The sequence below is a fragment of the Shewanella inventionis genome (assembly GCF_014641855.1).
GTDB classification, from domain to species: Bacteria; Pseudomonadota; Gammaproteobacteria; order Enterobacterales; family Shewanellaceae; genus Shewanella; species Shewanella inventionis.
Window position 1 is genome coordinate 18097 of the sequence record NZ_BMII01000022.1, and the last position, 26707, is coordinate 44803.

A 26707-nucleotide genomic window follows, 5' to 3' on the forward strand; every position below is an offset into this window, starting at 1 on the left:
ATTGGTCGAAGGTTCGAATCCTTCACGACCCACCACTTTTTAAATCGTGGCTAAAGAATTTAAATGTTTTATCCAGATGGGTCGTTAGCTCAGTCGGTCTTGAAACATAGACAGTTGGCTTTTGCTCCAGTAAGTGTTGAAACTTACAAAACCAAAATGGGTCGTTAGCTCAGTCGGTAGAGCAGTTGGCTTTTAACCAATTGGTCGAAGGTTCGAATCCTTCACGACCCACCACTTTTTAAATCGTGGCTAAAGAATTTAAGTGTTTTATCCAGATGGGTCGTTAGCTCAGCGGGTCTTGAAACATAGACAGTTGGCTTTTGCTCCAGTAAGCAATAAAACTTATAAAACCAAGATAGGTCGTTAGCTCAGTCGGTCTTAAAACATAGACAGTTGGCTTTTGTTCCAGTAAGCAATAAAGCTTACAAAACCAAGATGGGTCGTTAGCTCAGTCGGTAGAGCAGTTGGCTTTTAACCAATTGGTCGAAGGTTCGAATCCTTCACGACCCACCACTTCTTGATTTCTCTTCATATTTATTTTTCGTTAGTTTAATTTTCTGTTAGTTTTATTATTCAGCTTTGCATTGATGCTAAAAACCAAGATGGGTCGTTAGTTCAGTCACTTTGGTTTAAATCAACAACGGCAGTTGGCTTTTAACCAATTGGTCGATGGTTCGAATCCTTCACGACCCACCACTTCTTGATTTATCTTCATATTTATTTTTCGTTAGTTTAAATTCCTCTCAGATTTACAATCACTTTTTTCGTTTATACCTAAACCAAAATGGGTCGTTAGTTAAGTCGGTCTTGAAACATAGACAGTTGTCTTTTGCTCCGGTAAGCAATAAAGCTTATAAAACCAAGATGGGTCGTTAGCTCAGTCACTTTGGTTTAAATCAACAACGGCAGTTGGCTTTTAACCCATTGCTCGAAGGTTCGAATCCTTCACGACCCACCACTTCTTGATTTCTCTTCATATTCATTTCCGCTTATCTACTTTTGTCTCATAGACTTATTGCCAATGTTACTTGGATGTTAATTGTTCGATATTGCAGAGGATTAAAATAAAATCAATAAGGGAGTTGGTTATGAAACAAGCGACATTAAATTTATCTATTGTAAGTGCATTATTGGTGATGAGTGGGGGTGCTCATGCAGCAACAGATATGACATTTGGTGGGTATATTAAAGCCGATGTTATGTTTAGTGATTATGGCAATGGTGCACCGGATTCAGGTGCGCTTTCAAGGCAGTTTTATGTGCCAGGGACGATTTACGGTACAGAAGGAAATGGCAAAGAAGTTGTTGATTTCCAAGCGAGAGAGTCTCGTTTTAATTTTAAGACAGTTACTGATTTAGATGGTCATACATTGACGGGGTTTATCGAATTAGATTTTATGACACACACGGATGGCAATGAGCGAGTATCAAACAGTTATTCACCCAGAATACGGCATGCATTTGTGAGTTACGATGAATGGACTGTAGGTCAAACATGGACGACGTTTCAAAACCCTGGTGCATTACCTGAAAATTTAGATTTTGTGGGCGCCGCAGAGGGGACTCCTTTTGTTAGGCAGTCGCTCATTCGCTATAGCAGCGGTAATTGGCAATTTGCGATAGAAAACCCTGAAACCACAATTACTCCTTTTGGTGGTGGTTCGCGTATAACGAGTGGCAGTGGTGTCGTTCCGGATTTTGTTGGTCGATATAATTTTAATACCTCGGATGGTTCGTCTTTTTCGGTAGCGGCTATTGTTCGACAACTTAATGTTGAGCAGGTGGTTGGTACTACGTCTTATGACTCGTCAGAGATGGGGTATGGTGCAAGTGTTGCTGGGGTGATACCCGTAGGTAAAGATGATTTTAGATTTACAGCAACTTACGGTGAAGGGCTTGGCCGTTATATGGCATTAAATTATGCTAATGCAGGTGTGGTTGATGCTGATGGTGATATTCAAGCAATTAAGTCATTTGGTGGGTTTGTTTCATATCGTCACTGGTGGACGGAGCAATGGCGTACTAGTGTGACATTTTCTGGATTTACGGCTGATAATGACATTGCTCTTACTGGAGAGGCTGTGAATAAATCGGCCTATTCAGCTTATGTCAATTTATTGTATTCACCATCAAAACCATTAACCTTTGGTGTGGAGTTTATGCATGCTCTAAACGAGCTTGAAAATGGCTATGAAGGCGATTTAAATCGAATTATTTTTTCTGCTAAATACGTGTTGTAATCTCGTAAAAAAGAAAAAGGCAACAGTTACGTTGCCTTTTTTAAGTCTTAAGTTTGACTTACTTGAGCAAGTTGTTTTGACGAACATAAGCTTCAAAATCAGTGCATCCACCAATTGGCTGCTCATCAATAAAGATTTGTGGCACAGTTTCTACCGTTTTACCTACACTTTTAGATAAATCGGCTTTTGTAATACCTTCTGCGTGAATGTCGACGTATTTAAATTTAAAATCTTCATTTTGAGCGGCTAACTTTTCAGACAGCTCAACAGCGCGAACACAATATGGGCAACCTGGACGGCCAAAAATAACTACAAACATGGTAACTCCTGTTTAATGGTATGGGCAATTTATACCATATGAGCTTTTTAATTCATAATGCTTAGCGATTAATTATGTTTTAACTCATATCGATTTTATATTTGCCTTGATAATCAAAAAATGACTCAATTAAATCCCAACGATGTTTATTTTTTTTTAACAATAATAAATCCGGTTTTCTGAAACGCGCTTGATCAATCAGTACGTCATCAACACAACGGTATTGTGGGTGTAATAAACCAGGTGTGCGAGTGTGCCTTATGACAAATACGGCATAAAAAGCGCGTTGTTGTGCTTTGGTTGTTAATTGAAAGGTTTGCGTAAAGTCATTACCCTCAATATCGAAATAGCGAATAAATAACTTACCTTCTTTGTCACTTAGCAGCATTTCCTGACATTTAAATAAATGGTGATGTTGCGCATTGAGTACTTGTTTTAGGCGTTTGTCTGGATCAATCAAGGTTGACTGGCAAGTTTGACAAATACGCGCGGCGATATCATTTTCTGCACCGCAATCAGGGCATGATTTTGAGCGGAAACGAAAATCACATTGTTTAGTGTCATCTATCAATCCCTGACAGCGACGACCAAAGTGTTCAATGATGTCGCCATCAGCGTCAACTAATCCCCAAAAGGTATTGGCAAACTGACAAACAGGGCAGTGTACTTGCACTGGTACTGACTTACTGTTTGGCTTAGTTTGGCCAACTTCTGGATAAAATAAATCGTAACCATTGGCGGCGTAATCAATGACCAGACAATCGGATTTATTGTCAGCTAAACGTAGCCCTCTACCAATCATTTGTTGAAATAAACTTATTGAGGCTGTGGGGCGTAAAATAGCGATAAGATCAACATGAGGCGCATCAAACCCAGTGGTAAGCACGGCAACATTGACAATAAATTTAAGGTGTTTGTTTTTAAATTTTTCAATGATGTCATCTCGTTCATTATTCGGTGTGTTTGCCGTTATTAATGCGGCATCATCTTCCATTAATGCCATTATCTCTTCTGCATGGCGAACTGTGGCGGCAAATATAAGTGCACCTTGACGCTGTTGAGCTAATTGTTTCACTTGCTTAATAATGGCGGTAGTCGCTCGCCCTTGATGACTGAGTAAATTATCCACTTCTGCTTGTGGGTATTCATTGGCTTCAGGCGGCGCTAAACGGCTAAAGTCATACTGAGCACTGAGGCCATCAAAGATTGTCGGTTTAGTTAAATAACCTTTCTTAATGAGCGGACGCATCGGCAATTCAAAAATACATTTTTCAAAAACTGGGGTGTCAGTATTGCCGACTTTACCGTGATAATGGTGTCGATATATCCAGCCTAAACCTAATCTATATGGCGTGGCCGTGAGCCCGAGTAATTTAAGTTGTGGGTTTTTAGTGCGTAAGTGCGAGAGTATTTGCTGATATTGACTGTTTTGCTCAGTGCTCACCCTATGACATTCATCAATGATAACAAGTGAAAATGCTTGGTTGAATTGATTAAGCGATCGAGACGCGGATTGCACACTGGCAACAACGGTTTTGCCATTGGCTTTTTTTTGTTTAAGCCCAGCCGAATAAATATTAGCCTCTTGAGTCAATAATCCTACTTTTTCAGCGTTTTGTGCGACCAACTCCTTTACATGAGTCAGTATTAATACGTTGCCATTGGCAATTCTTGCCAGTTCTGCAATCACAATGCTTTTGCCTGCCCCTGTAGGTAGCACTAATACTGCCGATTTTTTGCTTTGTTTAAAATGTGTCACAGCAGCGTCTACGGCTTGCTGTTGGTAGTCTCGCAGGGTAATTTTCATGTTTGGGCTAGGCTTTATTAATGAACAGTAGACTTAAAATTATTTTGCAATAGAGTAACATAGAGATTAACGGGATAAATACGATTTAGTGTTATTTAACGCTGATTAGGCATGTTGCTTTGATGAGTTAATCACATTTTTTTTGTTGAATTAGTGTAGATTTATTAAAAGTACGCAATCGATATACTGATAATAAAAATAACAGTTTCAGGAGGATATATGCGATACATATTAGCGTTTATATTGTTAATAATGAGTCAGCTTGTTATGGCGCAACAAGGGCTTGTCGTTGAGATATCAATTGAAGAAAACGTGCAAAACTCGCAGGATGTGACCATGTCAATGTCAAAAATTGTAATGGGGTTAAATGAAACGGCATCTGTAGATGTTGAAGGTGATTATGGTGTAACAATTGTGTCAAAACAACTGCAAGGTAAAAGAGTTAACCTGCTTGTGAGTTTGCATGATCAATCAAATGGTGCTCCAAAATTAATTGGGGACAAAGTGCTAAAATTAACTGTGGGGCGCTCAGCTGATTATAAATTAAGAGCAAATGATCATTTATACAAAATAAATATCGATACCCGGTATGGTGAATTAGATGACGATGATGCTCAGAGAGACTAAATCAACCTCGAGTTTTATTGTAAACCCTTATTAAATAAAATTTTACGCAGTAGTGATTCGCTTCACAGTCAAGGCGTGCTATTGGAAACTACAATTTACATGAAAAAAAGGCCCCTCACAGGAGGGGCCAAGCGAGAAATTGGTCAGGATTTCTCATGGGTGGATAAATTATTCGGTTTTGTTTAAACGGGTTTCAATTAAGCTGTCAATCACGGCAGGATCTGCCAATGTTGAAGCGTCACCTAAATTAGTCACTTCATTGGCGGCAATTTTACGTAAGAAGCGGCGCATAATTTTGCCAGAGCGTGTTTTAGGTAGTCCGCTTGCCCATTGGATTAAATCTGGGGTTGCTAATGCACCTATCTCTTTTCGTACCCATTGACGCAACTCTTGGCGTAGCTCTTCAGTTGGCTCTATGTCTCTTGTCAGAGTGACATATGCATATATGCCTTGGCCTTTAATGTCGTGCGGGTAGCCAACAACAGCGGCTTCTGCGACTAACTCGTGGGCAACCAGTGCGCTTTCGACTTCTGCGGTGCCTAAGCGGTGTCCAGATACGTTAATGACGTCATCTACACGACCTGTTATCCAGTAGTAGCCATCTTCATCTCGACGAGCACCGTCACCTGTAAAGTACATGCCACGGAATGTTTTAAAGTAGGTCAGGGCAAATCTGTCATGATCGCCAAATACTGTTCGCATTTGTCCTGGCCACGAATCAAGGATCACTAGATTGCCTTCAGTGGCGCCTTCAACAATATTACCCATGTTGTCGACTAATGCGGGCTGTACGCCAAAAAATGGTCGAGTGGCAGAGCCGGGTTTAGTGTCTGTTGCGCCCGGTAATGGACTAATGAGAATACCGCCGGTTTCAGTTTGCCACCAGGTGTCTACAATCGGGCAGTTTTCATGGCCGATCACCTCATGGTACCAACGCCAAGCTTCAGGGTTAATGGGTTCTCCGACAGAGCCCATAATCCTCAGTGAATCACCTTTGTAACTGCTAAATTGCTCTTTACCCTCAGCCATTAACGCACGGATTAACGTTGGGGCAGTGTAGAGAATATTTACTTTATGGCGGTCGATCATTTCACCTAATCGTGCCGGTGTTGGATGATTTGGTACCCCTTCATGAATTAATACCGTCGCTGCATTGGCAAGCGGGCCATACACCATATATGAGTGGCCAGTAATCCAACCCACATCGGCAGTACACCAGTAAACTTCATCTGCTTTATAGTCAAACACATATTCGTGTGTCATTGAGGCGTAAACCATGTATCCGCCAGTGGTATGCAACACACCTTTAGGGTTACCGGTTGAGCCAGAGGTATAAAGTAAAAACAGTGGATCTTCTGCGTTCATTTCTGTTGGCGCACAATATTCAGAAGCCACTTCCATTAATGAATGCCACCATACATCGCGACCAGCGACCCAATCTACATCACCACCGGTACGTTGTAATACAATGACTTTTTCAACGCAGTCTACATCGGGATTTGATAATGCTTCGTCGATACTACGTTTTAATGGAATTTTACGACCGCCGCGTACACCTTCATCTGCAGTAATTAATACTTTTGATTTCCCATCAATGACACGCGAAGCAATTGAATCGGGGGAAAATCCGCCAAATACTACAGAGTGGATTGCACCAATACGAGCACAAGCTAGCATAGCAACCGCAGCCTCAGGCACCATTGGCATGTAAATAGTCACAACGTCACCTTTGCCTACACCTTGGCTGCGAAGTGCATTGGCAAATTTACATACGTCAGCGTGTAATTCTGCATAGGTGATTTTACGCTGTTCATTTGCGTCATCACCTTCCCAAATGATGGCCAGTTTATCGCCGTGCTGTTCTAAATGACGGTCTAAACAGTTTGCTGAGGCATTTAGTGTGCCATCATAAAACCAGTTGATGGATAAGTTGTGGTCATCAAAAGAGGTTTTTTTAATTTTGGTATACGGTTTAATCCAATCAATACGTTTGCCATGTTCTCTCCAAAAACCTTCTGGATTTACGATGGACTCCTGGTACATTTTCTTATATTGATCGTTATTAACCAGTGCGTTATCTGCGATGTCACTAGGAACTTTGTAAAGAGACTGCGAGCTCATAGGGGCTTCCCTTTCTAAAAATGGCGTGAGTAAAGTATCATCTGCAACTGACCGTTAACACTATTAGACCTTGGTCTAGTTTTAAAATATCCTTAATATTTAGTCTGTTGCACGTGTTACAGTGAGTCAATTAACTATGTAGGTAGCCGTTGATGCCGAGGTTTGGCCTTGCTTAGTTTGTTTTATGCTCAATGCATTAGATTATGATAGAAGTAAAATCGATTGTGAGTCACCTTATCTGTAAAACTGAGGTAAGGATAAATATTAAAATGATAGCGGACGTTTAATGAATTTAACTCTTATTGTTGCCACTATAGCGGTGTGTTATGTGTCGTTGTTATTTATTTTGGCATGGGGTGCTGAGCGTTGGTTCAGTAAAATAAGTCAAAAATTGCAGGTATGGATTTATGGATTAAGTCTTGCTGTTTATTGTTCATCATGGAGCTTTTTAGGCACGGTAGGGCAATCGGCTACTGATTTATGGTCTTTTTTACCCATTTTTGTTGGCCCTATTTTAGTGTTTACGCTTGGGTTTGGCATGCTACGAAAAATGGTGGTGGTGTCAAAAGCGCAAAATATCACCTCAGTGGCTGACTTTATCGCTGCCCGTTATGGTAAGTCTCAATTACTTGCCGCAATCGTCACCCTTATTGCATTATTTGGCATTATGCCGTACATCGCGTTGCAACTTAAAGCAATGGTATTCAGTCTTAATCTGTTTCAACCCGACGACAACCCGTTAAGCCCCGTTGCGGTACCATTGTTAATCACCATCATCCTTGCTGTTTTTGCGATTTTATTTGGTACTCGAAAATTAGATGCAACAGAGCACAACCCTGGAATGATGGTGGCTATTGCATTTGAATCGTTAGTGAAATTAGCGGCGTTTATTATTGTTGGCGTTGTGATTAGTTTTGGTTTTTTTGATGGTTTTGGCGATATTTGGCAGCAGGCCTCAGCGAAAGGATTACTAGAAAATAGCCATTTACGCCTTGAGTCATTTTTACCCGAGTTATTTGTTGGTATGGCGGCTTTTTTGTGTATGCCAAGACAGTTTCATGTCATGGTTGTGGAGTGTGGCGGCGAGCATATTTTAAAGAAATCTCGCTGGATATTTCCTATTTATTTAGTGCTATTTGGTATGTTTGTCGCCCCGTTAGCGTTAGCTGGCCGAGTTTATTTAGGTGACTCAGTTGCCGCAGATACCTATGTTATCAATCTGCCATTAGCACTCGATCAACCTTTTTTAGCTGTAATCGCACTTTTAGGCACTTTGTCAGCAGCAACTGGCATGGTCATTGTAGCCGTGGTAACTATCAGTGTGATGGTGAGTAACGAATGGCTGGTGCCGTTTTTGTTGCGTACAGGTCAAATCAGAGAAAAGAATTTTAGTCAGTTTTCGCATTTGTTACTCAATGTACGCCGTTTAGCAATAGCGGTGATTTTAGGCTTTGGTTATTTAAGTTACTTAACCCTAGCAGAAAGCGACTCATTATCGCATCTAGGTATGTTGTCATTTGGCGCATTTTCTCAATTGGCGCCAGCGTTGGTGGGAGGATTGTACTGGAAGCACGGTAATCGAACCGGGGTTTATTTGGGGCTTGCTGTAGGTTTTAGCTTGTGGTGTTTTATTTTATTACAAAGTGCAGGCGCCAGGTTTATTGGCGGCGAGTTTGACTTACTGAGATCCATTAACCCAAATGTGAGTGATACGTTAGTCGCGTTACTGGCTAATGTGGTGTGTTACGTTTTAGGGTCTATTTGGTTCAGAGCCGGCGTCGCTGAACGTATTCAGGCGAGTAATTTTGTTAAGCCCTGGGCGCTAAAACAAGATGCAAATAAACGTCAGGGGCCGATATCTCAGCAAGATTTACTTATTTTGGCAAGTCGATTTGTCAGTCCGACTCGTGCCTATGAAAGCTTTAGCCGTTTTTCTCCCGACGCGGTAAAAAGTGACGGTTGGTATAAGGCGGCTCCAGAGGAGTTAATTGCCCACACTGAGCATATGTTGTCTGGTGTTCTTGGGGCGTCTAGCGCTTCGCTGGTGATGGACTCTGTGCTGCAAGGGCGGGATTTAGCGCTTGACGAAGTGTTTAGCCTGGTCGATGAAGCATCATCCAAAATCATTTTAAGCCAAGATATGCTTCGTGGTGCTATTGAACATGCCTATGAAGGGATGAGCGTGGTAGATAAAGACCTGAATTTAGTGGCTTGGAACTATCGATACGCCGATTTATATCAATACCCAGAAGGCTTTTTGCAGCAAGGTATGCCAATAGCAGATGTGGTTAGATTTAATGCCTCACGGGGGTTTTGTGGTAAAGGTGATATAGAAGAGCAAGTTGCTGTTAGGGTGCAGCATATGCGCAACGGCACACCTCACACTTCAGAGCGTGAGCGTAAAGATGGCAAAGTGATAAAAATTCAAGGTAATCCAATGCCTGATGGCGGCTTTGTGATGACATTTACCGACATTACTCAATACCGGTTGCAAGAAAAAGCCTTACTTGAAGCCAATGAAACATTAGAGAGTCGAGTAAAAGAACGCACCTATGAACTGGCGATGCTCAACAGTGAGTTACTTGAGGCAAAAGCGCAAGAGGAACTGGCCAATGCTTCTAAAACTCGATTTCTGGCTGCCGTTGGCCATGACTTAATGCAGCCTCTTAATGCCGCGAGACTTTTTACAGCATCATTATCACAATATCCTAATTTAGATTTAGAAGCGCAAACAACCTTAACCCACGTTAATAGCTCATTAAAAACTGCTGGAGAGTTGCTAACAGATTTACTCGACATTTCTAAGCTTGATTCCGGCATGGTTGACGTTAATCGGCGCGACTTTGCCGTATCTGAAATCATTAACGGTTTGTCTGTTGAGTTTGACGCGATGGCGGCAGATAACCAAATTTCATTTTCGATGGTGCCATGCTCGGCAACGGTAAATTCAGATCCATCGTTACTGAGGCGTATTTTGCAAAACTTTTTAACCAATGCGTATCGCTATGCTCGAGGAGGCAAGGTGTTATTGGGTTGTCGTCATCGTGGTGATTATATCGAAATCCAGGTGCTTGATACCGGATGTGGTATTGATGAGCATGAAACCCAAGAAATCTTTAAAGAGTTTAAGCGCTTAAATCATCCTAGCAGCCGTAATGTGAGTGGTTTAGGTCTTGGGTTGGCGATTGCCGACAGAATAAGTAAAGTGCTTGATCATCCTATCCAAGTTCGATCGTCGCTTGGAGAAGGTTCAATGTTTTCTATCATGGTGCCGTTAGGGCAAACAATTAGCCAGGTGGCGGCTAAACCAACCCCTTCACTTATGCAACCTCTGGCAGGCGTTAAGGTGTTATGTATTGACAATGAAGAAGCCATTTTAGCAGGGCTGGATTCCCTTTTAAGCCGTTGGCAATGTGAAGTTATTTGTGCAACAGATATTGCAGATGCTCGCATTAAGTTAGGCCTTAAAGGTGTGGCGCCAGACATTATTTTGGCTGATTATCATTTAGATGATGATAAAAATGGCGTTGATGCCATGGATGATATTCGCTCACGCTATGGTGCACACGTGCCCGGGATTTTAATCACCGCTAACACCAATAAAGATCTTGTTGATGACATTGAACGACGTGGGTATCACTATATGGCAAAAATGGTAAAACCAGCGGCTTTACGCGCCCTGATCTCGAGTTTAGTTAAAAAATAGTGGCTACATTGGAGTTGAAATAACATGATAAAAGCTTACGGCGACAGTGTGTCTGGCAATTGCTACAAGGCGCAACTGGTGTTACATATGCTCAATATTGAGCACCAATGGCAAGAGATGAGTATTGCTAATGGTGACACACAGACCGCAGCCTATTTAGCTAAAAACCCGACAGGAAAAATACCGTTAATTGAACTTGATGATGGCAGAGTATTATCTGAGTCAAACGCGATTATGGGGTATTTGGCGGCTAATTCTTCGCTCATTCCTGACGATCAGTTTAGCAAAGCGAAGATGTATCAGTGGTTGTTCTTTGAGCAATACAGTCATGAGCCTTATATTGCCGTGGCCCGTTATATTCAACTGTATTTAGGCTTACCGGATGATCGTTTAGCCGAGTACCATGCTTTACATGCTAAAGGCTATAAAGCGCTCAGCGTCATGGAATTTACACTTTCACAGCAGCCTTTTTTGTGTGGCGAGCAATTTACCTTAGCCGATATTGCGCTTTATGCTTATACCCATGTGGCGCATGAAGGTGGTTTTGATTTAGTTGATTACCCACAGATAAGAGCTTGGTTAACCCGCATTACACAAATACCAGGCTTTGTTGCAATGCGGGCTTAGCACTTACATTGTATTGTTTAAGCGGTTTGTTTACCCAGTTTGGCAAAATGTTTTGTTACAGCAGGCTCATAGGGCGTTGATAAGCCAACATAAGCTGGACCAAATGCTTGCAAGCCGCGCTGGGTAACAAATTCTTTTGGCGCCGGTAAAATCACAATAGCGACATTTAAGCCAACATGGTGATTCGGAGTTGTAATTGCTACTTGGTTGTCCATATCAATACAGCAAATCAAGTCTGGGATTGTGACATCAACTTCACCATTGCGGCGTGCTACAAGATGCTCATTTTTGATTTCTAATTGGTATTGCTCTTGCTGGTACTCACCACTTCCATCAATGGTTACTGTGCCAATGGTAAAGCCTTTTTCGGTGCTAAATTGTGATTGTGAAACCTGACCTCTAAATGCAACATAGCCCTCACCGTGAATTGCTATGGCCTGTGCAATATCTTGACCTTGCTCTTTTGCAAGACGGTAAGCTTCACCAATGGCCAGTGCCTTAGAAATTGTGCCTTTAATTACCGCGTCTTTGACTTGTTCAATTGGCATGGCGTGATCGATAGCGGCAATATCATTACGGCTGATCACAGATAATGCGCGTACCACTGTCTCGGCGCGTAAATCATCAATAATATTTTCACAAATAAAACATTCGCCAAACTCATTTGCTGCCACAATTGGTGCTGCGGGGATATCATTAAAATAATAGGTAGAGTGGGTGATTTCTGGCACGGCGCGCCCTGCAACGTCGGCATCAATAATATAGCCATCGGCCATTGCGGCAACATAAAAAGAAATTGCCGTATTTGAGCCGCCGAGTTCACAGCAAATGGTGCCGTAAAATTTATCTTTGGTGTATTGCTCAAGGCGTTTAAATGCGGTCATCATGGATGACATATCACTTTTAGGTAATCTGGCATAAACGGCTTCTTCGGCTTCAGATAGCGCCGATAACGCACCCAGCATATAAGGAGTGCAGATTTTTTTCCCTACAGGGACCTCGTCTACATCCACAAGGGTAAAGGTTTTGCCTGCGGCGAGTGCAGCATCAATGTAGGCAATACCTTCATCCATTTCGCCACCGCCACCTGTGCCTAAAATAACACATCCGTGTAAAATATCTATTAGCTCTAAACGCGTTAATGACTTCATATGACTCTCTGGTATATATAATTAAATCAGTGGTTTAATTTGTTTTGTTGTTGGTTTTATAAGCTGTGTGTTGAGTTTTGTGGCTTACTGCCTGCCGTAAATTTTTTGAGGACAAAGTAAAGTGGGGCTGTGATTAACATGGCGTCGCATACTTCAATACCTGTCAGCGTTAGCCAGTCGTTATTGGCCATCATGGCAAACCCAATCCCGCCAACCCAAGCCACTAATGCGTGAAAATTAAACGTAGCAGTTTGATTTAAATGTTCAATTTGATAAATTTTTTGCTGTTGAATAAGGAAAAAGTCGACAATGTAAATTGCGGCAACAGGGCTAAATAGAATTGATAAACTAAAAATGAACCCGGTAAAGTTATCGAGTAAATTAAATGATGCCATCACTGCACCTAACACTCCGCCAGCAATGATGATTTTCCATTCTGACCAATGAGGTGTAATGGCATTAAAGCCTAAAGCTGCGCTATAAAGGTTGACCACATTGGTCACGGCACTTGATGCAATTAATAACACAAAGGCAAACATCCCTAAGCCAAGGGTTAGCATCACTACAAGAATGTCAGCGTTCACCACTGCTAAACCGGCAATTGCTGCTGCGATATAGACAAAATTGCTGATAAACATAAAAGGTAAAAAAGAGGCGATGACCGTGTCTTTTGGCTTAGCGGCAAAGCGGCTAAAGTCTGGCATTAATACCACACTCACAATAAAACTGCCGACAACGGCTGACACTGCTTCACCAAAGGTAAAATTTATCCCTGTTATACCACTTGTTGTGGGCGTGTCGTTCACCACATAGCCCAAGCTTTGATAAAGCATGTAGGCCACCAGCAAAAACAAAATGGGCACAAAAAAGCTTGAGACGCGCTCAATAAACTTAAAACCCCATAAGGTAGTTAAGGTGATCACTATGCTGGCAGCAATATCGAATGTCCAAATAGGTGGCGCATAATCAAAAAGCTGCATTGAAAACTGAGCCGCAACCTCGCTAAACAAATTGATGTTAACGCCGTACCAACCAAGTAATGACAATACAAAGGCTAAACTGACAATATTGGCACCTTGCAAGCCAAAGACAAATTTCATCGTCATACACGAGCTTAAGCGGTTTTTCATGCCCACATAGCCTGTAATCGTGCCTAACACCGACAAGATAAACCCGCCGATTAAAAAGGCATATATGCTTTGCTCTAAACCTAACGCGGAGCCGATTTCTAGGCCGGTAATGAGTCCTGGTACCGCAAAGGCTAGGCCACCATTGACCATGCCAATACGCCAACCATTATGGGTTTTATTTTGCGGCACCGGTGTGGTTGCGTAGTCTTCTAGCAAGTCATCGATTGTGTGGGGCTCAGCCATATTGATTCCTAGTAAAGGCGCAGGTATTCGCGCCATTAACACCATGTTAAATTGCTTAGAAGTTGTAAATCGCTTCTATACCAAAGCTACGCGGCTTATTGGGTTGACGTGCAAGATCGGTGACTCCGTCAGCCACAATAAACAAGTCTTCTATGCTTCGCTCATCAGTGAGGTTGTCAACATAAGCTTGAATTGTCCATTGCTCAGATTTAACCCCAACACCTAGATTAAATGTGGTTGAAGACGATGAGCGAATGTCTGCAATATCGATTGAAAATGATTGTGGCCCAACAACTTGCACGTCTGCACGTGACAATAACGCCCATTCGCCATTGAGTTGATAGTGGTGATTCATCGACAGTGCATAGTTGTAATCGGCGACATAAAATTGCGTGTAGCCGACCAATTCTGGTTGACGGTCAAACTCTTTGATTTCAGAATCGACAATCCCTGCACTGAAACGCAGATCTAAGTCATCGGTGATTGCAAGGTCGGCTTCAAGTTCAAGCCCTTTTGTTTCAACTTTGTCGATAGACAGGTTTTCTAGGGTATAGGTATCAATATTAAATTGAGTGATTTGTGCATTTGACTGATCTATCCAAAACAATGCGCCATTTAGGGTTAAGCGGTTATCAAATAAGCTCGATTTAAACCCTGTTTCATAACTGTCCGACACTTCTTTGTCAAATGAGCGGCTAATGCCTTCTGCGGGTTCATTAAAACCGCCGCTTCTAAAGCCTTTTGAGTAACCAGCATATAGCAATAAGTCGTTTGTTGCTTGATAGGCTAGCGTGGCTTTTGGTTGCCATTGGCTAAATGTTTTTTGAGCAAAAGTCTCTTCACGTGCACCCGGGTCATAGGATTCACGTTTGTCTTCGTCGTAACGTAATGCGGTGGTTAATTCAAGTTTGTCAGTAATATCGTAGTTTGTTTGCCCTGACAGTGCCCAGGCTTTACTGCTATTTTTATCGGCAATAGTAAAATAGAGGCTGTCGTCATTAAAGTCCGATCGAGATTGCGCCGTATCACCGGCAAAGTCATCAAAAAAGTTAATGGTGTTGTCACGTTGTTTATCTTGGTAAAAAGCAGAAACAGCCCATCTTAATGCTTGATCACCACGCGAGGTAAAGCGTGACTCGAGGGTGAATGATCCAATGTCATAAAGCCCTTCGGTGGCAAATGGCGCTCTAAAAAAGCCGTCTTCATCAATGAAGGTGGCATCTGCTGAGTAATCGCCATCATAAAAATGTTCGTTTTCAGAATCGCTATAGGCAGTGATGAAGTCAAATGTACCTAGGTCATACTCTTGGGTTAATTTAGCGCTTAACTCATAAACATCGCGTTGGTCATTGTTATCAATGTTTTGTGAAGTCTCTAGGTCATAGTCTTCTTTGCTGTCTTCTGTCACATTTTGATAATAGGCAAAACCTGCATCTGAGGTGGTATAACGTCCTTTAAGGTTTAGGCTTGTCTCTTCAAACAAGTCAAATTGAAGCTGTGCAAACGCTGAGTCTTCTGATAGATAGTCAGCCTCATCATTTAAAAAGACGTTATCAATTAATCCGTCGCTATGTTTGGTATAGCCGCCGACACGGAAAAACGCGCTATCTTGTTCATTTAACGAGCCCGATACCACGCCACTGAGATTATAGGTGTTGCCATTGCCATAAGAGCCTTTGACTGAGCCTTCAATATCTTCGGTCGGTTTTTTGGTGGTAACAATTACGGCCCCGCCAATAGCCCCTTTACCGTACAACGCACCTTGAGCCCCCCGCATCACTTCAATACGTTCTATGTCGACCAAATCTTGGTTGATAAATTCTAAATCTGGGGCGGTAACGCCATCAACGACAAAGGCCAGCGGTGCATCACCCACTTGAGGGGTAATTAATCCTCGGATAGTAATGCGTGCCAGTCCTGGGCGAAAGTTATCTAATTGGCTCAGGTTAGGCGTCATATCTGCGACATCACGAAAATTAGTAATGCGCTGGGTTTCAATCATGTCTGCACTAAAAGCGGTAACAGAATCGGGTACATTTTGTAAGGTTTCGACACGACCACGGGCAGTAATAGAAATCCTTTCTACGCCATTAGTATCAATGGCTTCTGCTTGGCTTTGGGTTTCTTCTGCTAATAATGGGGAGCTTATCGCCATCGAAATCGCTGCAGCAACAAAAGATTTTTTTGCAAATAGAGTCTGGGCATATGAGCTCATGGCGTTCCCTCTTGGAGTTATAGTCGTATTTAATCGTAATCAATTTGTTAAATAAATTACCTACAGTCATTTTGGGACTTTGTTTGCAAAATAATATTTTGTAATTAGGGCTAAATTCGAAAATTTTGTAGCGGTTTTGCACAAAATCACCTTGTTTTTGCAAATTAACTAACGATGATTCAATATAGAAAGCTGCATTAAACCAGTGGATAGAGCCAATGAAGAAGAAATTGAAGATTGACAGTTACAATAAAAAAATATTATCCACATTGCACTTAGAAGGGTCGGTTACCAATATTGAATTAGCTGAAAAAGTGAACTTATCGCCCAGTGCCTGCTTTCAACGAGTTAAAGCATTAAAAGAAGCGGGTTACTTTCGTAATTTACATGCCGATATCAATCTGGATCAGCTGTGTGAACATGTGCTGGCTTACATTGAATTTACCTTAGAAGATAATAGCGCACCGGCTCGGCGTCGTTTTGTTAATCGGATTAATGATATTCCAGAGATAATGGACTGCATGCAGTTAAGTGGTGATGTGGATTATATTTCGCTTAGCTGTTTTCCTAATATTAAGGCATTAAATCAAATTTGCTCAGAGTTGAGCGATCAAGCGGATTTAAAAATCAAACGCATTAATACTCGAATTGTACTTGAGCGAGCTAAATGGTTTTTAGGGTATCCATTATCAAAGTTGAAATGGTTAGATGACGATAATTTTGACAAAGAGCGGATGTCCGAAAGAGTGAATCTTTAGATTAACTGCTAACTAACCTGAGTTCGAGGTAACGTTTTGATTTTAATTAATATGAATTAATTAGTTATCCCTAGGAACAGGTTAGCTCAAGGTTGTCATTAGTAGGGCCGCACGTTGTATTCTAAAGTAAGGTGGTCAACAACGAGTAAGCCACAATTAGCATAATCGCGCCAACTAGACTGTCGATTAAACGCTGTACATTAGGCGTTCCAAGCCAAGGCGCCAGCTTAGCAGCACCAAAGGCAATGGTATAAAACCAGAGAATTGATGCCAACATGGTACCCATCGCAAATGCCCATTTTTCGTTGCCTTCAAAAGTGCCACCCACACTGCCTAAAATCATAACCGTATCTAAATAAACATGAGGGTTTAATAGGGTGACAGCAAAGGTGGTACCGATAATTTTTTTACGACTGTTGGCCGCTGCAACGTGCGATGTAATGGTATATTGATTGGTGATGACATTTTTAAACGACATCATGGCGTAGACCACTAAAAATGATACACCGCCCCAACCAATAATAAGCATTAACCAATCGCTACTGGCGATTAATTTTCCTCCGCCAAAAATACCAAGTCCAATCAATAACACATCACACAACATACATATGGTGGCGGCTAAAAAATGATGATTGCGCTTGATGCCTTGGCTCAATATGTATGAGTTTTGTGCACCAATTGGAATAATCATTCCCAATCCGAGAATAAGCCCTTGAAATAATGCAGAAGTAGCCATGAGAGTATAAGTTGCCTGTATTGTTAGAGGTCGCTAAAGTAGCAGGATTTGTTTTATAAGTTAAATTAATATATTTTCTTAAGCATAAGAATAATTAATGTAATACCAATATTTAGCCGTTTCCATAATGGCCAATATTGCTAAAGGGTAGGTTGTTGTGAGTAAACTCGATTACAAATTATTGCTCGCATTGAGCTGTGTTATAAAAGAGCAAAGTTTTGAACGCGCAGCAGAAGTATTGTGTTTATCGCAATCGGCAGTGTCACAGCGTATTAAACAGCTTGAACAGCAGTTTGCTCAGCCTGTGCTGATAAGAAGCCAGCCCATTCACGCGACGGACCTAGGTAAGCAGCTATTAAAACATTATTACCAAGTCGTGCAACTTGAGGCAGATTTACTCCCAAGTGCCATGCCTAATTCACCACAAACCCCGTTAACCTTACATATCGCAAGTAATGCCGATACTTTGGCGACCTGGCTTATCCCTGCCATTGCTCCAGTGATTAAGTCACATCTAGTTGAGGTCAATTTGCTCATTGATGGTGAAGAACACACCATAAATCGTGTTAAAGACGGTCAAGCTTTTGGGGCAATTTCTCTGCAATCAACCGCCATTAAAGGGTGTCAATTAACTCGGCTAGGCTGCGTAGATTACTTGCTTGTTGCATCACCAGAGTTTAGGAGTAATTATTTTCCAAACGGAATTAGCGCAAATAGTCTTAAAAAAGCCCCAGGTATTGCTTTTGATCATAAAGACAATATGCACACAAGATACATTCAACAGCATTTTGGTTTAACACAAGGTGAGTACCCATTACACACAGTGCGCTCATCTGAAGCCTTTGTGACTATGGCGAAACAAGGTGCAGCCTATTGTTTAGTACCAAAAACACAAATTAAATCAGAACTGGCATCAGGTGAATTAGTGCACATCTGCAAAGAGCATATCATTACTGAAACGCTCTACTGGCACCATTGGATTTTACTTAAAGGTGTCTATAAAGATATTTCAGACGCCATTATCGCCCATGCTCAATCAGAATTAGATCAGGGCGTGTAGTGGGTTACCCATGACTGATCAAAGTGTGATTGCTTTTTGAAGGGACAATAGAGCCTGCAACGGCCAACATGGCTGACGTTAACTGGCTTAACTGTGCTGAACTAATGGTGTATGGCGGCATAATATAGATATAGCGGCTAAAAGGTCTTACCCAAACCCCTAAGTCGACAAAGGCTTTTTGTAAATCAGCCGTGTTGACTGGGCTGTGCATTTCTAATACCCCAACGGCGCCCAATACGCGTACATCGTTAACTTGGGCTAAATCAATGGCACTGGCAAGCTCTTGTTTAAGTTGGGCTTCAATGGTGCTGACTTGTTGTTGCCAGTTACCTTTAAGCAATAAATCTAAACTGGCAGTGGCTGCAGCGCAAGCTAATGGATTACCCATAAAGGTTGGGCCATGCATAAATACGCCAGCGGGTGAGTCGCTAATGCCATTGGCGACTTCGTCACTGCACAGGGTGGCGGCTAAACTGATGTAACCGCCAGTCAGTGCCTTACCAACACATAAAATATCCGCTTCAATATTAGCGTGCTCATAAGCAAAACAGGTTCCGGTGCGGCCAAAACCGGTGGCAATTTCATCTAAAATCAGCAGCACTTGGTATTCATCGCATAAGGCTCGCAGCTTAGTTAAATAGGCTGGCGAGTAAAAACGCATTGCGCCAGCACCTTGCATGATAGGCTCAATGATCACCGCGGCAATATCCTGATGATGTTGGTTGAATGCATTTTCCAATGCATCTATATCGGTTTGATTGAGGGGTTCTTCAAACTTCGATGTGGGTGCGGGAATAAACACCTGTTTAGTGACATTATTGCCAAACATAGTGTGCATGCCGCCGTCTGGATCGCACACGCTCATGGCGGCAAAGGTGTCGCCGTGATAACCACTTTTTACCGTCATAATTCGCTGTTTATGTGGCTTATTGCGGCCTTGCCAATACTGCAACGCCATTTTTAGGGCCACCTCAACGGCAATAGAGCCTGAGTCGGCCAAGAATACTTTGGTTAAATTGGCGCTGGTCATTTGCACTAGGCGTTTTGAAACCTCAATAGCGGGCTGGTGGGTGATGCCACCAAACATCACATGGCTTAGGCTTAACAGTTGCTGCTGCATGGCCGCTAAAATGGTCGGATGACTGTAACCATGCACACATGACCACCAAGAACTGGTGCCATCAATTAACACTTCACCACTGTCTAACGTCAGCTCGCAACCTTGAGCAGAAACCACACCATATACAGGCAGCGCCTGGGTCATAGAGGTATAGGGGTGCCAAATATGCTGTGCATCAAAAGCATAATCGATAGTGGTGTTTGTGTCTGAAAGTGCCATAATTATGGGTGCTCTTTTTTTAATCACTTGTAAAGTATGAGGTGTTCGCTGCGTTGACAGTTTACGGGCTCAGGGTATCCTAGCCAACATAAAATCAAAATAAAGGAAAGATCCATGTCGTTAGCTGAAGTTCGTCACGATTGGCAAAAAGCAGAAATCGAAGCATTGTTTGCATTGCCGATGAATGATTTATTGTTTAAAGCCCACAGTATTCATCGTGAAACGTTTGACCCTAACGAAGTGCAGATCAGTCGTCTTTTGTCGATTAAAACCGGTGCATGCCCTGAGGATTGTAAATATTGCCCTCAAAGCGCGCGTTATGACACTGGGCTTGAAAAAGAACGTCTACTTGAAATTGAAAAAGTATTAACAGAGGCTAAAAGTGCAAAAGCTGCTGGCGCATCGCGTTTTTGTATGGGCGCCGCTTGGCGAAACCCACGCGATAAAGACATGCCGTATTTAACTCAAATGGTCAAAGATGTGCGCGCGTTAGGCATGGAAACGTGCATGACCTTAGGCATGTTGTCATCTGAGCAAGCTGAGCAACTTGCTGATGCGGGTTTAGATTATTACAACCATAACCTTGATACTTCGCCTGAATACTATGGCGATGTGATTACTACCCGTACCTATCAAAGCCGCTTAGATACCTTATCGAACGTACGCGCCTCAGGCATGAAAGTATGCTCTGGTGGTATAGTGGGTATGGGCGAGCAAGCCACTGACCGTGCCGGTTTGCTGCAACAGTTAGCCAATTTAGAGCACCATCCAGATTCAGTGCCTATCAACATGTTAGTTAAAGTGGCGGGTACACCATTTGAAAAGTTAGATGATCTCGACCCACTTGAATTTGTGCGCACTATTGCCGTTGCGCGTATTTTGATGCCTAAGTCGCGGGTGCGTTTATCCGCCGGGCGTGAAAACATGAGCGATGAACTGCAATCAATGTGTTTCTTTGCTGGTGCAAACTCTATTTTCTATGGCTGTAAGTTACTGACTACACCAAACCCAGAAGAAAACGATGACATGAGTCTGTTCCGTCGTTTGGGCTTACACCCAGAGCAAGGCCCACAAGCCAATATTGAGTCCGACAGTGCATTACTTGCTAAAGCCAGTGCTAAGCAAGATAAGTCGACAAAGCAGTTTTACGATGCCGCGGCACTGTAATTAGCCATGGCAAAATCAGATCTGTCAGTAACGGATAACCATCCACTCGCTCAGCGGATAAATACTACCCTTGAGCAATTACACACGACGGGTCTTTTGCGTCAAAGGCAGGTTAATGGGCTTGTATCGCAAGCCAAGGTTATTGATTTTAGCCACAATGATTACTTAGGGTTATCGCAAGAACCTGCGTTAGCTAAAGCCCTTTACCAAGGGGCGCAAACATACGGCGTAGGCAGTAGAGCCTCGCCATTAGTCAGTGGTTACAGTGTTGCACATCAACAGCTTGAACAGCGCTTGTGTGAATTAACAGGCCATCAGGCGTGTATGCTATTCAGTTCTGGCTTTAGTGCAAACAGCGCGCTGATGAAAACCCTATTTAATGCCAATGACACAGTGATTGCAGACAAGTTAGTCCATGCGTCTGTGATTGATGGCTTAAAAGACAGCCAATGCAAAATTAGCCGTTTTTTACATAATGATCTTAGCAGTGCAGCGCGTGTTATTGAACACCATCCCAACTGCGCAGTGGTCACAGAAAGCGTATTCAGTATGGACGGTGATATCGCCCCCATTGCTGAACTTTCAAATTTATGTCGCGAGCATCACGGTTGGTTGATTGTTGATGATGCTCATGGCTTTGGTGTGTTACCCAGAGACTTGGTTAACGCAGACAAGGTCGATATTCAAGTGGTGACCTTTGGCAAAGCATTAGGTTGCCAGGGCGCGGCCATTTTAGCCTCTCAAAACGTGATTGATTATTTGGTGGCGACAACGCGGGAATACATTTACTCAACGGCGTTATCTCCTGCTAATGCCCATTTGGCGTTAGCGGCGATTAATTGGCAGCATTCGCACCCGCAATTGTTAACCCAATTGTTAGCCAATATCGCGCTGTTTAGACAGGTCGCTACACAAAATCAATTACCGTTAACTGAATCGTTAACGGCTATCCAGCCCATTATAGTTGGAGACAATCAGCGTGTTGTTACCATTGCCAAACAGTTAATTCAGCAAGGTTTTTTGGTGGGAGCAATACGCTCGCCTACAGTGCCTAAAGGGCAGGCCCGGTTACGGATCACCCTTAATGCTCTGCATCAGCCTGACGACATTCGTGCCTTGGTGGCTGCCGTTGCATTAGCGCTTAATCATTCTGATGTTGATACAAACACATCAGCGACGTTACCCACATAGTAACGACATTTATTTGGATCGATGAGAAACCTCATGACGTTAGATAATCCACTGGCCAATAAGTTTTCAAGCGCTGCACGCCAATATAAACAACATGATGTATTGCAACGTTTAAGTGCACAGCAATTATTAAAACAAGCGAATTTAAACGGCACATTATTGGATATAGGTGCTGGGCCTGGTACAGATTTTTCAGCATTGACTGCGGTTAATCAAGTCGTGGCAGTCGACATCGCCCATGGCATGTTAACTGAGCTAACTCAACAATTTACAGAGTATTTGCCTCTGTGCAGTGATGCTCAGGCTTTAGGGTTACAAGCCGAGTCTGTCGACAGTATTTATTCTAATTTAGCCTTACAGTGGTGCCCAAATTTACCTCAAGCATGTTGTGAGTTGCACAGAGTGTTACGCCCAAATGGCGAGTGTCATGTGAGTATTGTTGCCGATGGCAGTTTAGCCGAGTTGAAAACCTTAGGTTTTCATGTCAATCAATTCAATTCCGTTTCGGCGTTAAAACAAGCATTTATGTCATCGCAAACTCAAAATAATACATGGCAAAGTATTGATATCAAACTTGAATGCATTCAAGTCTATTTTGATGATTTACGTAGCTTGCTGTACTCCATTAAAGGGGTAGGAGCGTCATTTGCTCAGCATAACCCAAACCGGACAGTGCTAAACAAGCAGCAATGGCAACAACGTGTTGAATTAGCCGAGAGGCTGCGCACAGAAAAAGGCATTCCTTTAACATATCAAATCGCGTTTATTCGCGCTAAACGGGGCTAAAAGTATGCTGTATTTTGTCACTGGCACCGACACCGATAGCGGCAAAACCTTAATATCTGCGGCATTGCTGGCCAAAGCACAAGGGCATAAATGCGGTTTTAAACCTATTGCCTCAGGTTGTGAAATGACTGACGATGGGTTGCGCAACCGTGATGCATTGATGTTAATGGCGCAATCAAACATGGGCTTAGCGTATCAAGAGATTAATCCAATTAGTTTTGAACCCGCAATTGCACCGCATATTGCAGCATTGCAGGTCAATGCTGCGTTAAGTGCACAAGGTGTATTTGATGCGATGTTTCACCCGGCAATGGTTAATGCTGACTTTGCCTTAATTGAAGGTGCTGGTGGTTGGCGTTTACCGTTATGTAATGGCGAGTATTTATCTGACACGGTTAAGTTATTGCAGACTCAGCTTCAACAAGAGACATCCACTTATGGCAATAGTGTTCAGTTAAGTCATGCTGTAACGAAAAACACTAAAATTGAAGTCGTTCTGGTTGTGGGTATGAAACTTGGCTGCTTAAATCATGCGTTGTTAACGCAAGAGGCGCTGCTAGCCGATGGTTTGAGTATTGCTGGTTGGGTGGCCAATCAGGTTGATGCCGACATGGCGTTTATTGATGAAAACTTGCAAAGTTTACAACACATGATGCAAGCGCCATTTTTAGGCTATGTGCCACATCTTGCAAATCCGACGGCCGACAATGCGGTGGCTTATGTGCAATTACCAATGTCGGAATAATGAGTTAATAAAAAACTCAACCGGATGAAGGTTTATTCATCTCAAGGTTGAGTTTTATGGTTTTTTGGCCAATTAACTTAACTGGCTATTGGCATCACTCGGTTACGGCCAAGGCGTTTTGCCTCATATAATAATTTGTCAGTTGCTTCAATTAACTGGGCCACATTTTGTTTTGGTTTCCATTCTGCCACACCAAATGAGGCTGTTATTGAGTCAATCACTTTATCGCTACGACGGTCTTTTACGCTGAGTTTTTCTATGGCTCTGCGGATCGCTTCAGCCAGTTGCCTTGCCACTCTTAATTGGCTGCTAGGCACGATTATGGCAAACTCTTCTCCGCCAAAACGATAGAGTTTTATACCATCACGACACGCTTCTTGGATACGTTTAGCTACTGTTTTTAATACCAAATCACCCAATTGATGACCAAAAGTGTCGTTAAAGGATTTAAAGTGGTCAATATCAATTAAAATCAAACATGTACCAGTAGGCGATAAATCAATCTGTGCTTCAATATCATGGTTAAATGCGCGCCTGTTTAATACATTTGTTAAGGCATCAAATAACATGTCTTTTTCAGATGCTGCTAATCGCGTTTTTAGTGTATCAATTTCAGATTGTGCTTTTTGTAATTGTTCGGTAAAGCTCACTGTACTAGATCGTATATTTGATGACTCTTTAACAATACTTCTCACAACCCCAATCACTTGCTCAAGTGAAAACCCTTTGGTTTCCAGGTCGCTTAATTTTTTAAAATCTTTGTCAATTTGAGACTGGAAGGTCTCAGTATCTAAATTAGTATCCCGTAGTGATTGTGATAGCTCGCAAACCATGGCATCAAGATTTTTACGCATTTCGCGTACATCGAGCTCAACAGGATCGCTTACATGTTTTCTATAAAGTAACTCACTGGTAACAGGGGAACAGGTTTGATTTTGCTTTATTGCGGTGTCGAGATCTTGGTTCAACAATGGATTTTGTTCACCAACATAGGCATACCAAAGCGCATAATTGGTGGGTGTTGTTGGGATTTTGTACTTAAGCATTAGTGGCACTGCTTTTTTCAAATTAGCAGCAGCAGTTTGTAATAAGGTGTTAGGCATTAAGTACCTCATGCATAGCGCGATGAAAAGACTGGTAAGGTTATTGAGTATGATAGAGATTATAGCAATACATTATCATTTTACTGATCACAAAAGAGCATATCAATGGGATTATGAAGAGGATATTGTTAGCAAACTAAAAACGATATGACACAGCAAACAGAGGGCCAGTAAAGCTGTAATTGATGTTATGATCGAATGTTTTTAGTACATTGTTGTTCATTTTCCGTTGTTTTTCTATTGTGATATCAACATCATAGTAATTATAAGCCAGTTTTAGTGACCAGTTCTCAGAGCATTGAGTTTCAATTCCTAATCGAACATCGATTAGCGAACCATCAACATCATCATAAGCGACTGAAAAATACTGCGCATACGCTGAAAAAGTCCATCCATGATACAATTCATAAGAACCATAAATACCGATATTAGGCAATGGAGCCGTAAGCGTGTCATCAACAACCTCGGGTGTTGCGACCACATTACTGCACAAGCTAGTTAAAGAAGAGTCTGGGATACAAGTGCCTATTGTGCCTTTAAAAACGGCTTCAATAAACATGGTATGAAAACCGATAGAAATACCAACAGCATAATCAGTGCCTTGCCAAACATCATAACCATATCCCAGTCGTAAAATATCAATATTGAGTTCGGTATCGAGTTTGGTTCCCACCTCGATTAAGTAATCTTTGCCATCAATGTCTTCGAGGATAAAATCCTCGTTTACATGGTTGTTATCTGCTTGGCGATCTAAAGATTTCCAGTCGATGTAAAAATGATGACGTTGATTGAATGTGTAGGTTAGCTCAAAGTACGGAAGGTACTGTTCTTCAGCTAGTAGTAACGTGTCTTCAAAATCTATGGGAAACGTGCCGCCTGTTTTAGGGTTAGTGACGGCCATATTTGAATCTGAGTTAGCGTAAAACACCCCAAAATCCAGGGAGAACGTGTCCATAATGGACATAGGATCACTATTGTCGATATTCGAAGCGTTTGCGCTTTGTGTGCACAACAGCATTATGACAATATAAAAAATGGACTTAATCATTGAAACTCCGCACTTATTATTTTTTCTAAAGCGACTTTGTATGCGACTTCATATGATGCAGTTGCGGTATTTGCGATTGAATTTTTTTGTTACGACAGATAACCAAAGTGGGGTTATTAAAATGTGTCGTGGCTGATATTCAAATAAACAAAGATGAGCACAAACTGTTCAGCACACATACTAACAGGTCACTACAAGATGTGAAGTATTTGTATCTAAATGTTGCATAAAATCATGTTTTCTTCGTTGGTGTGAACTGGTACCAAGCCACAGTAGAATAAAGCAAGGGCAAGTTGACCTTTGTTGGGTGAATGTTGTTCGAGATAAAATGGATTAAGCGGGGCGTGTGAGTGGATGGTAATTGAAGCAGATTGGCTCAACAAAGCATACTGCGTTTTTAACCTAACATTTCGGGCTGTACTTGTTGTTCGTTTTTAAGACGTTATTGGCTTTTTATGAAGAATAACGACACGAAAAATCCTCAGCCATCTCTGAACGAGCAACAATAGACTGCAATATATCTTGAAAGATAAACGCGTCCCCAAAGGGAACGGTTTTAAATTGCGAAAACAAGGCGTGATGAAAAAG

At 42.1% G+C, this 26707-nt stretch carries 20 protein-coding genes and 5 tRNA genes (1 of these 25 cut by a window edge); 15 read left to right on the forward strand and 10 right to left on the reverse strand.

From position 1 onward, the window contains the following. From IEW93_RS13580 to IEW93_RS13605, 6 genes are all read left to right on the forward strand, one after another. Nucleotides 1-35, forward strand: a tRNA-Lys gene (locus IEW93_RS13580) (it extends 141 nt beyond the left edge of the window). A gap of 123 nt (nucleotides 36-158) precedes the next feature. After that, a tRNA-Lys gene (locus tag IEW93_RS13585) sits at nucleotides 159-234 on the forward strand. 203 nt (nucleotides 235-437) lie between these two features. Next, nucleotides 438-513: transfer RNA gene (locus tag IEW93_RS13590), tRNA-Lys, on the forward strand. 91 nt (nucleotides 514-604) lie between these two features. Continuing rightward, nucleotides 605-696: transfer RNA gene (locus IEW93_RS13595), tRNA-Lys, on the forward strand. A gap of 170 nt (nucleotides 697-866) precedes the next feature. Beyond that, nucleotides 867-958, forward strand: a tRNA-Lys gene (locus IEW93_RS13600). A 130-nt stretch (nucleotides 959-1088) separates the two neighbouring features. After that, a complete protein-coding gene (locus tag IEW93_RS13605; RefSeq protein ID WP_188739851.1) occupies nucleotides 1089-2240 on the forward strand; it encodes a DcaP family trimeric outer membrane transporter in 1152 nt (383 codons plus the stop codon). Between the two features lie 58 nt (nucleotides 2241-2298). Here the strand turns inward: IEW93_RS13605 and IEW93_RS13610 are convergent, their stop codons facing one another. Continuing rightward, nucleotides 2299-2559 carry a GrxA family glutaredoxin gene (locus IEW93_RS13610; RefSeq protein WP_188739852.1) on the reverse strand — a complete coding sequence of 87 codons (261 nt, stop codon included), beginning with the start codon at nucleotides 2557-2559 and terminating at the stop codon, nucleotides 2299-2301. Between the two features lie 79 nt (nucleotides 2560-2638). Then, nucleotides 2639-4366 (reverse strand): DNA repair helicase RadD, encoded by a 1728-nt coding sequence (gene radD, locus IEW93_RS13615; protein WP_188739853.1) that lies wholly within the window; start codon nucleotides 4364-4366, stop codon nucleotides 2639-2641. 219 nt (nucleotides 4367-4585) lie between these two features. Here radD and IEW93_RS13620 point away from each other — a divergent pair, with 219 nt between their 5' ends. Then, nucleotides 4586-4993, forward strand: coding sequence for a hypothetical protein (locus tag IEW93_RS13620; protein ID WP_188739854.1), 408 nt, complete (start codon nucleotides 4586-4588; stop codon nucleotides 4991-4993). Between the two features lie 168 nt (nucleotides 4994-5161). Here the strand turns inward: IEW93_RS13620 and acs are convergent, their stop codons facing one another. Beyond that, a complete protein-coding gene (acs, locus tag IEW93_RS13625) occupies nucleotides 5162-7114 on the reverse strand; it encodes an acetate--CoA ligase (protein ID WP_188739855.1) in 1953 nt (650 codons plus the stop codon). Between the two features lie 286 nt (nucleotides 7115-7400). Between acs and IEW93_RS13630 the strand changes: the two genes are divergently transcribed. Together IEW93_RS13630 and IEW93_RS13635 are read left to right on the forward strand one after the other, a co-directional pair. Further along, entirely contained in the window at nucleotides 7401-10820 is a 3420-nt protein-coding gene (locus IEW93_RS13630; protein ID WP_188739856.1) for a hybrid sensor histidine kinase/response regulator, read from the forward strand. Between the two features lie 27 nt (nucleotides 10821-10847). After that, complete coding sequence (locus IEW93_RS13635) at nucleotides 10848-11447, forward strand: glutathione S-transferase family protein (protein ID WP_229706693.1); 600 nt, start codon at nucleotides 10848-10850, stop codon at nucleotides 11445-11447. A 17-nt stretch (nucleotides 11448-11464) separates the two neighbouring features. Here the strand turns inward: IEW93_RS13635 and IEW93_RS13640 are convergent, their stop codons facing one another. The 3 genes from IEW93_RS13640 to IEW93_RS13650 are packed head-to-tail and all read right to left on the reverse strand — an operon-like array spanning nucleotide 11465 to nucleotide 16186. Further along, the gene (locus IEW93_RS13640; protein WP_188739858.1) at nucleotides 11465-12598 is read right to left on the reverse strand and encodes an S-methyl thiohydantoin desulfurase family protein; all 1134 of its coding nucleotides are present in this window, start codon (nucleotides 12596-12598) and stop codon (nucleotides 11465-11467) included. Nucleotides 12599-12654: 56 nt separating this feature from the next. Continuing rightward, nucleotides 12655-13971, reverse strand: coding sequence for a cytosine permease (locus IEW93_RS13645; protein WP_188739859.1), 1317 nt, complete (start codon nucleotides 13969-13971; stop codon nucleotides 12655-12657). A gap of 55 nt (nucleotides 13972-14026) precedes the next feature. Continuing rightward, nucleotides 14027-16186, reverse strand: coding sequence for a TonB-dependent receptor (locus tag IEW93_RS13650; RefSeq protein WP_188739860.1), 2160 nt, complete (start codon nucleotides 16184-16186; stop codon nucleotides 14027-14029). Between the two features lie 218 nt (nucleotides 16187-16404). Between IEW93_RS13650 and IEW93_RS13655 the strand changes: the two genes are divergently transcribed. Further along, nucleotides 16405-16944 carry an Lrp/AsnC family transcriptional regulator gene (locus IEW93_RS13655; RefSeq protein ID WP_188739861.1) on the forward strand — a complete coding sequence of 180 codons (540 nt, stop codon included), beginning with the start codon at nucleotides 16405-16407 and terminating at the stop codon, nucleotides 16942-16944. A 121-nt stretch (nucleotides 16945-17065) separates the two neighbouring features. On the opposite strand, the gene IEW93_RS13660 is transcribed toward IEW93_RS13655, so the two are convergent. Further along, nucleotides 17066-17680, reverse strand: coding sequence for a LysE/ArgO family amino acid transporter (locus tag IEW93_RS13660; RefSeq protein ID WP_188739862.1), 615 nt, complete (start codon nucleotides 17678-17680; stop codon nucleotides 17066-17068). A 157-nt stretch (nucleotides 17681-17837) separates the two neighbouring features. On the opposite strand from IEW93_RS13660, the gene IEW93_RS13665 reads away from it, so the two are divergent. Then, nucleotides 17838-18740 carry a LysR family transcriptional regulator ArgP gene (locus IEW93_RS13665; RefSeq protein ID WP_188739863.1) on the forward strand — a complete coding sequence of 301 codons (903 nt, stop codon included), beginning with the start codon at nucleotides 17838-17840 and terminating at the stop codon, nucleotides 18738-18740. A 4-nt stretch (nucleotides 18741-18744) separates the two neighbouring features. Here IEW93_RS13665 and bioA read toward each other — a convergent pair whose 3' ends face one another. Further along, nucleotides 18745-20079, reverse strand: a complete 1335-nt coding sequence (bioA, locus tag IEW93_RS13670; protein WP_188739864.1) for an adenosylmethionine--8-amino-7-oxononanoate transaminase — start codon at nucleotides 20077-20079, stop codon at nucleotides 18745-18747. A gap of 114 nt (nucleotides 20080-20193) precedes the next feature. On the opposite strand from bioA, the gene bioB reads away from it, so the two are divergent. From bioB to bioD, 4 genes are read left to right on the forward strand one after another with little or no spacing between them, the layout of a single operon-like run. Continuing rightward, complete coding sequence (bioB, locus tag IEW93_RS13675) at nucleotides 20194-21246, forward strand: biotin synthase BioB (protein WP_188739865.1); 1053 nt, start codon at nucleotides 20194-20196, stop codon at nucleotides 21244-21246. Between the two features lie 6 nt (nucleotides 21247-21252). After that, entirely contained in the window at nucleotides 21253-22437 is a 1185-nt protein-coding gene (locus tag IEW93_RS13680; protein ID WP_188739866.1) for an aminotransferase class I/II-fold pyridoxal phosphate-dependent enzyme, read from the forward strand. Nucleotides 22438-22470: 33 nt separating this feature from the next. Next, on the forward strand, nucleotides 22471-23223 hold the full coding sequence (locus tag IEW93_RS13685; RefSeq protein WP_229706692.1) for a methyltransferase domain-containing protein: 753 nt from the start codon (nucleotides 22471-22473) through the stop codon (nucleotides 23221-23223). A gap of 7 nt (nucleotides 23224-23230) precedes the next feature. After that, nucleotides 23231-23968, forward strand: coding sequence for a dethiobiotin synthase (gene bioD, locus IEW93_RS13690; RefSeq protein WP_188739920.1), 738 nt, complete (start codon nucleotides 23231-23233; stop codon nucleotides 23966-23968). Nucleotides 23969-24045: 77 nt separating this feature from the next. Here bioD and IEW93_RS13695 read toward each other — a convergent pair whose 3' ends face one another. Together IEW93_RS13695 and IEW93_RS13700 are read right to left on the reverse strand one after the other, a co-directional pair. Next, nucleotides 24046-25071, reverse strand: coding sequence for a GGDEF domain-containing protein (locus tag IEW93_RS13695; RefSeq protein WP_188739868.1), 1026 nt, complete (start codon nucleotides 25069-25071; stop codon nucleotides 24046-24048). 136 nt (nucleotides 25072-25207) lie between these two features. Beyond that, on the reverse strand, nucleotides 25208-26119 hold the full coding sequence (locus IEW93_RS13700; RefSeq protein WP_188739869.1) for a hypothetical protein: 912 nt from the start codon (nucleotides 26117-26119) through the stop codon (nucleotides 25208-25210). Between the last annotated feature and the right edge of the window lie 588 nt (nucleotides 26120-26707).

Excerpts from the sequence above, each read along its gene's own strand:
- IEW93_RS13605 (WP_188739851.1), top strand. The coding sequence starts at position 1,089 with ATGAAACAAGCGACATTAAATTTATCTATTGTAAGTGCATTATTGGTG.
- IEW93_RS13610 (WP_188739852.1), bottom strand. The coding sequence starts at position 2,559 with ATGTTTGTAGTTATTTTTGGCCGTCCAGGTTGCCCATATTGTGTTCGC.
- radD (WP_188739853.1), bottom strand. The coding sequence starts at position 4,366 with ATGAAAATTACCCTGCGAGACTACCAACAGCAAGCCGTAGACGCTGCT.
- IEW93_RS13620 (WP_188739854.1), top strand. The coding sequence starts at position 4,586 with ATGCGATACATATTAGCGTTTATATTGTTAATAATGAGTCAGCTTGTT.
- acs (WP_188739855.1), bottom strand. The coding sequence starts at position 7,114 with ATGAGCTCGCAGTCTCTTTACAAAGTTCCTAGTGACATCGCAGATAAC.
- IEW93_RS13630 (WP_188739856.1), top strand. The coding sequence starts at position 7,401 with ATGAATTTAACTCTTATTGTTGCCACTATAGCGGTGTGTTATGTGTCG.
- IEW93_RS13640 (WP_188739858.1), bottom strand. The coding sequence starts at position 12,598 with ATGAAGTCATTAACGCGTTTAGAGCTAATAGATATTTTACACGGATGT.
- IEW93_RS13645 (WP_188739859.1), bottom strand. The coding sequence starts at position 13,971 with ATGGCTGAGCCCCACACAATCGATGACTTGCTAGAAGACTACGCAACC.
- IEW93_RS13650 (WP_188739860.1), bottom strand. The coding sequence starts at position 16,186 with ATGAGCTCATATGCCCAGACTCTATTTGCAAAAAAATCTTTTGTTGCT.
- IEW93_RS13655 (WP_188739861.1), top strand. The coding sequence starts at position 16,405 with ATGAAGAAGAAATTGAAGATTGACAGTTACAATAAAAAAATATTATCC.
- IEW93_RS13660 (WP_188739862.1), bottom strand. The coding sequence starts at position 17,680 with ATGGCTACTTCTGCATTATTTCAAGGGCTTATTCTCGGATTGGGAATG.
- bioA (WP_188739864.1), bottom strand. The coding sequence starts at position 20,079 with ATGGCACTTTCAGACACAAACACCACTATCGATTATGCTTTTGATGCA.
- bioB (WP_188739865.1), top strand. The coding sequence starts at position 20,194 with ATGTCGTTAGCTGAAGTTCGTCACGATTGGCAAAAAGCAGAAATCGAA.
- IEW93_RS13680 (WP_188739866.1), top strand. The coding sequence starts at position 21,253 with ATGGCAAAATCAGATCTGTCAGTAACGGATAACCATCCACTCGCTCAG.
- IEW93_RS13685 (WP_229706692.1), top strand. The coding sequence starts at position 22,471 with ATGACGTTAGATAATCCACTGGCCAATAAGTTTTCAAGCGCTGCACGC.
- IEW93_RS13695 (WP_188739868.1), bottom strand. The coding sequence starts at position 25,071 with ATGCCTAACACCTTATTACAAACTGCTGCTGCTAATTTGAAAAAAGCA.
- IEW93_RS13700 (WP_188739869.1), bottom strand. The coding sequence starts at position 26,119 with ATGATTAAGTCCATTTTTTATATTGTCATAATGCTGTTGTGCACACAA.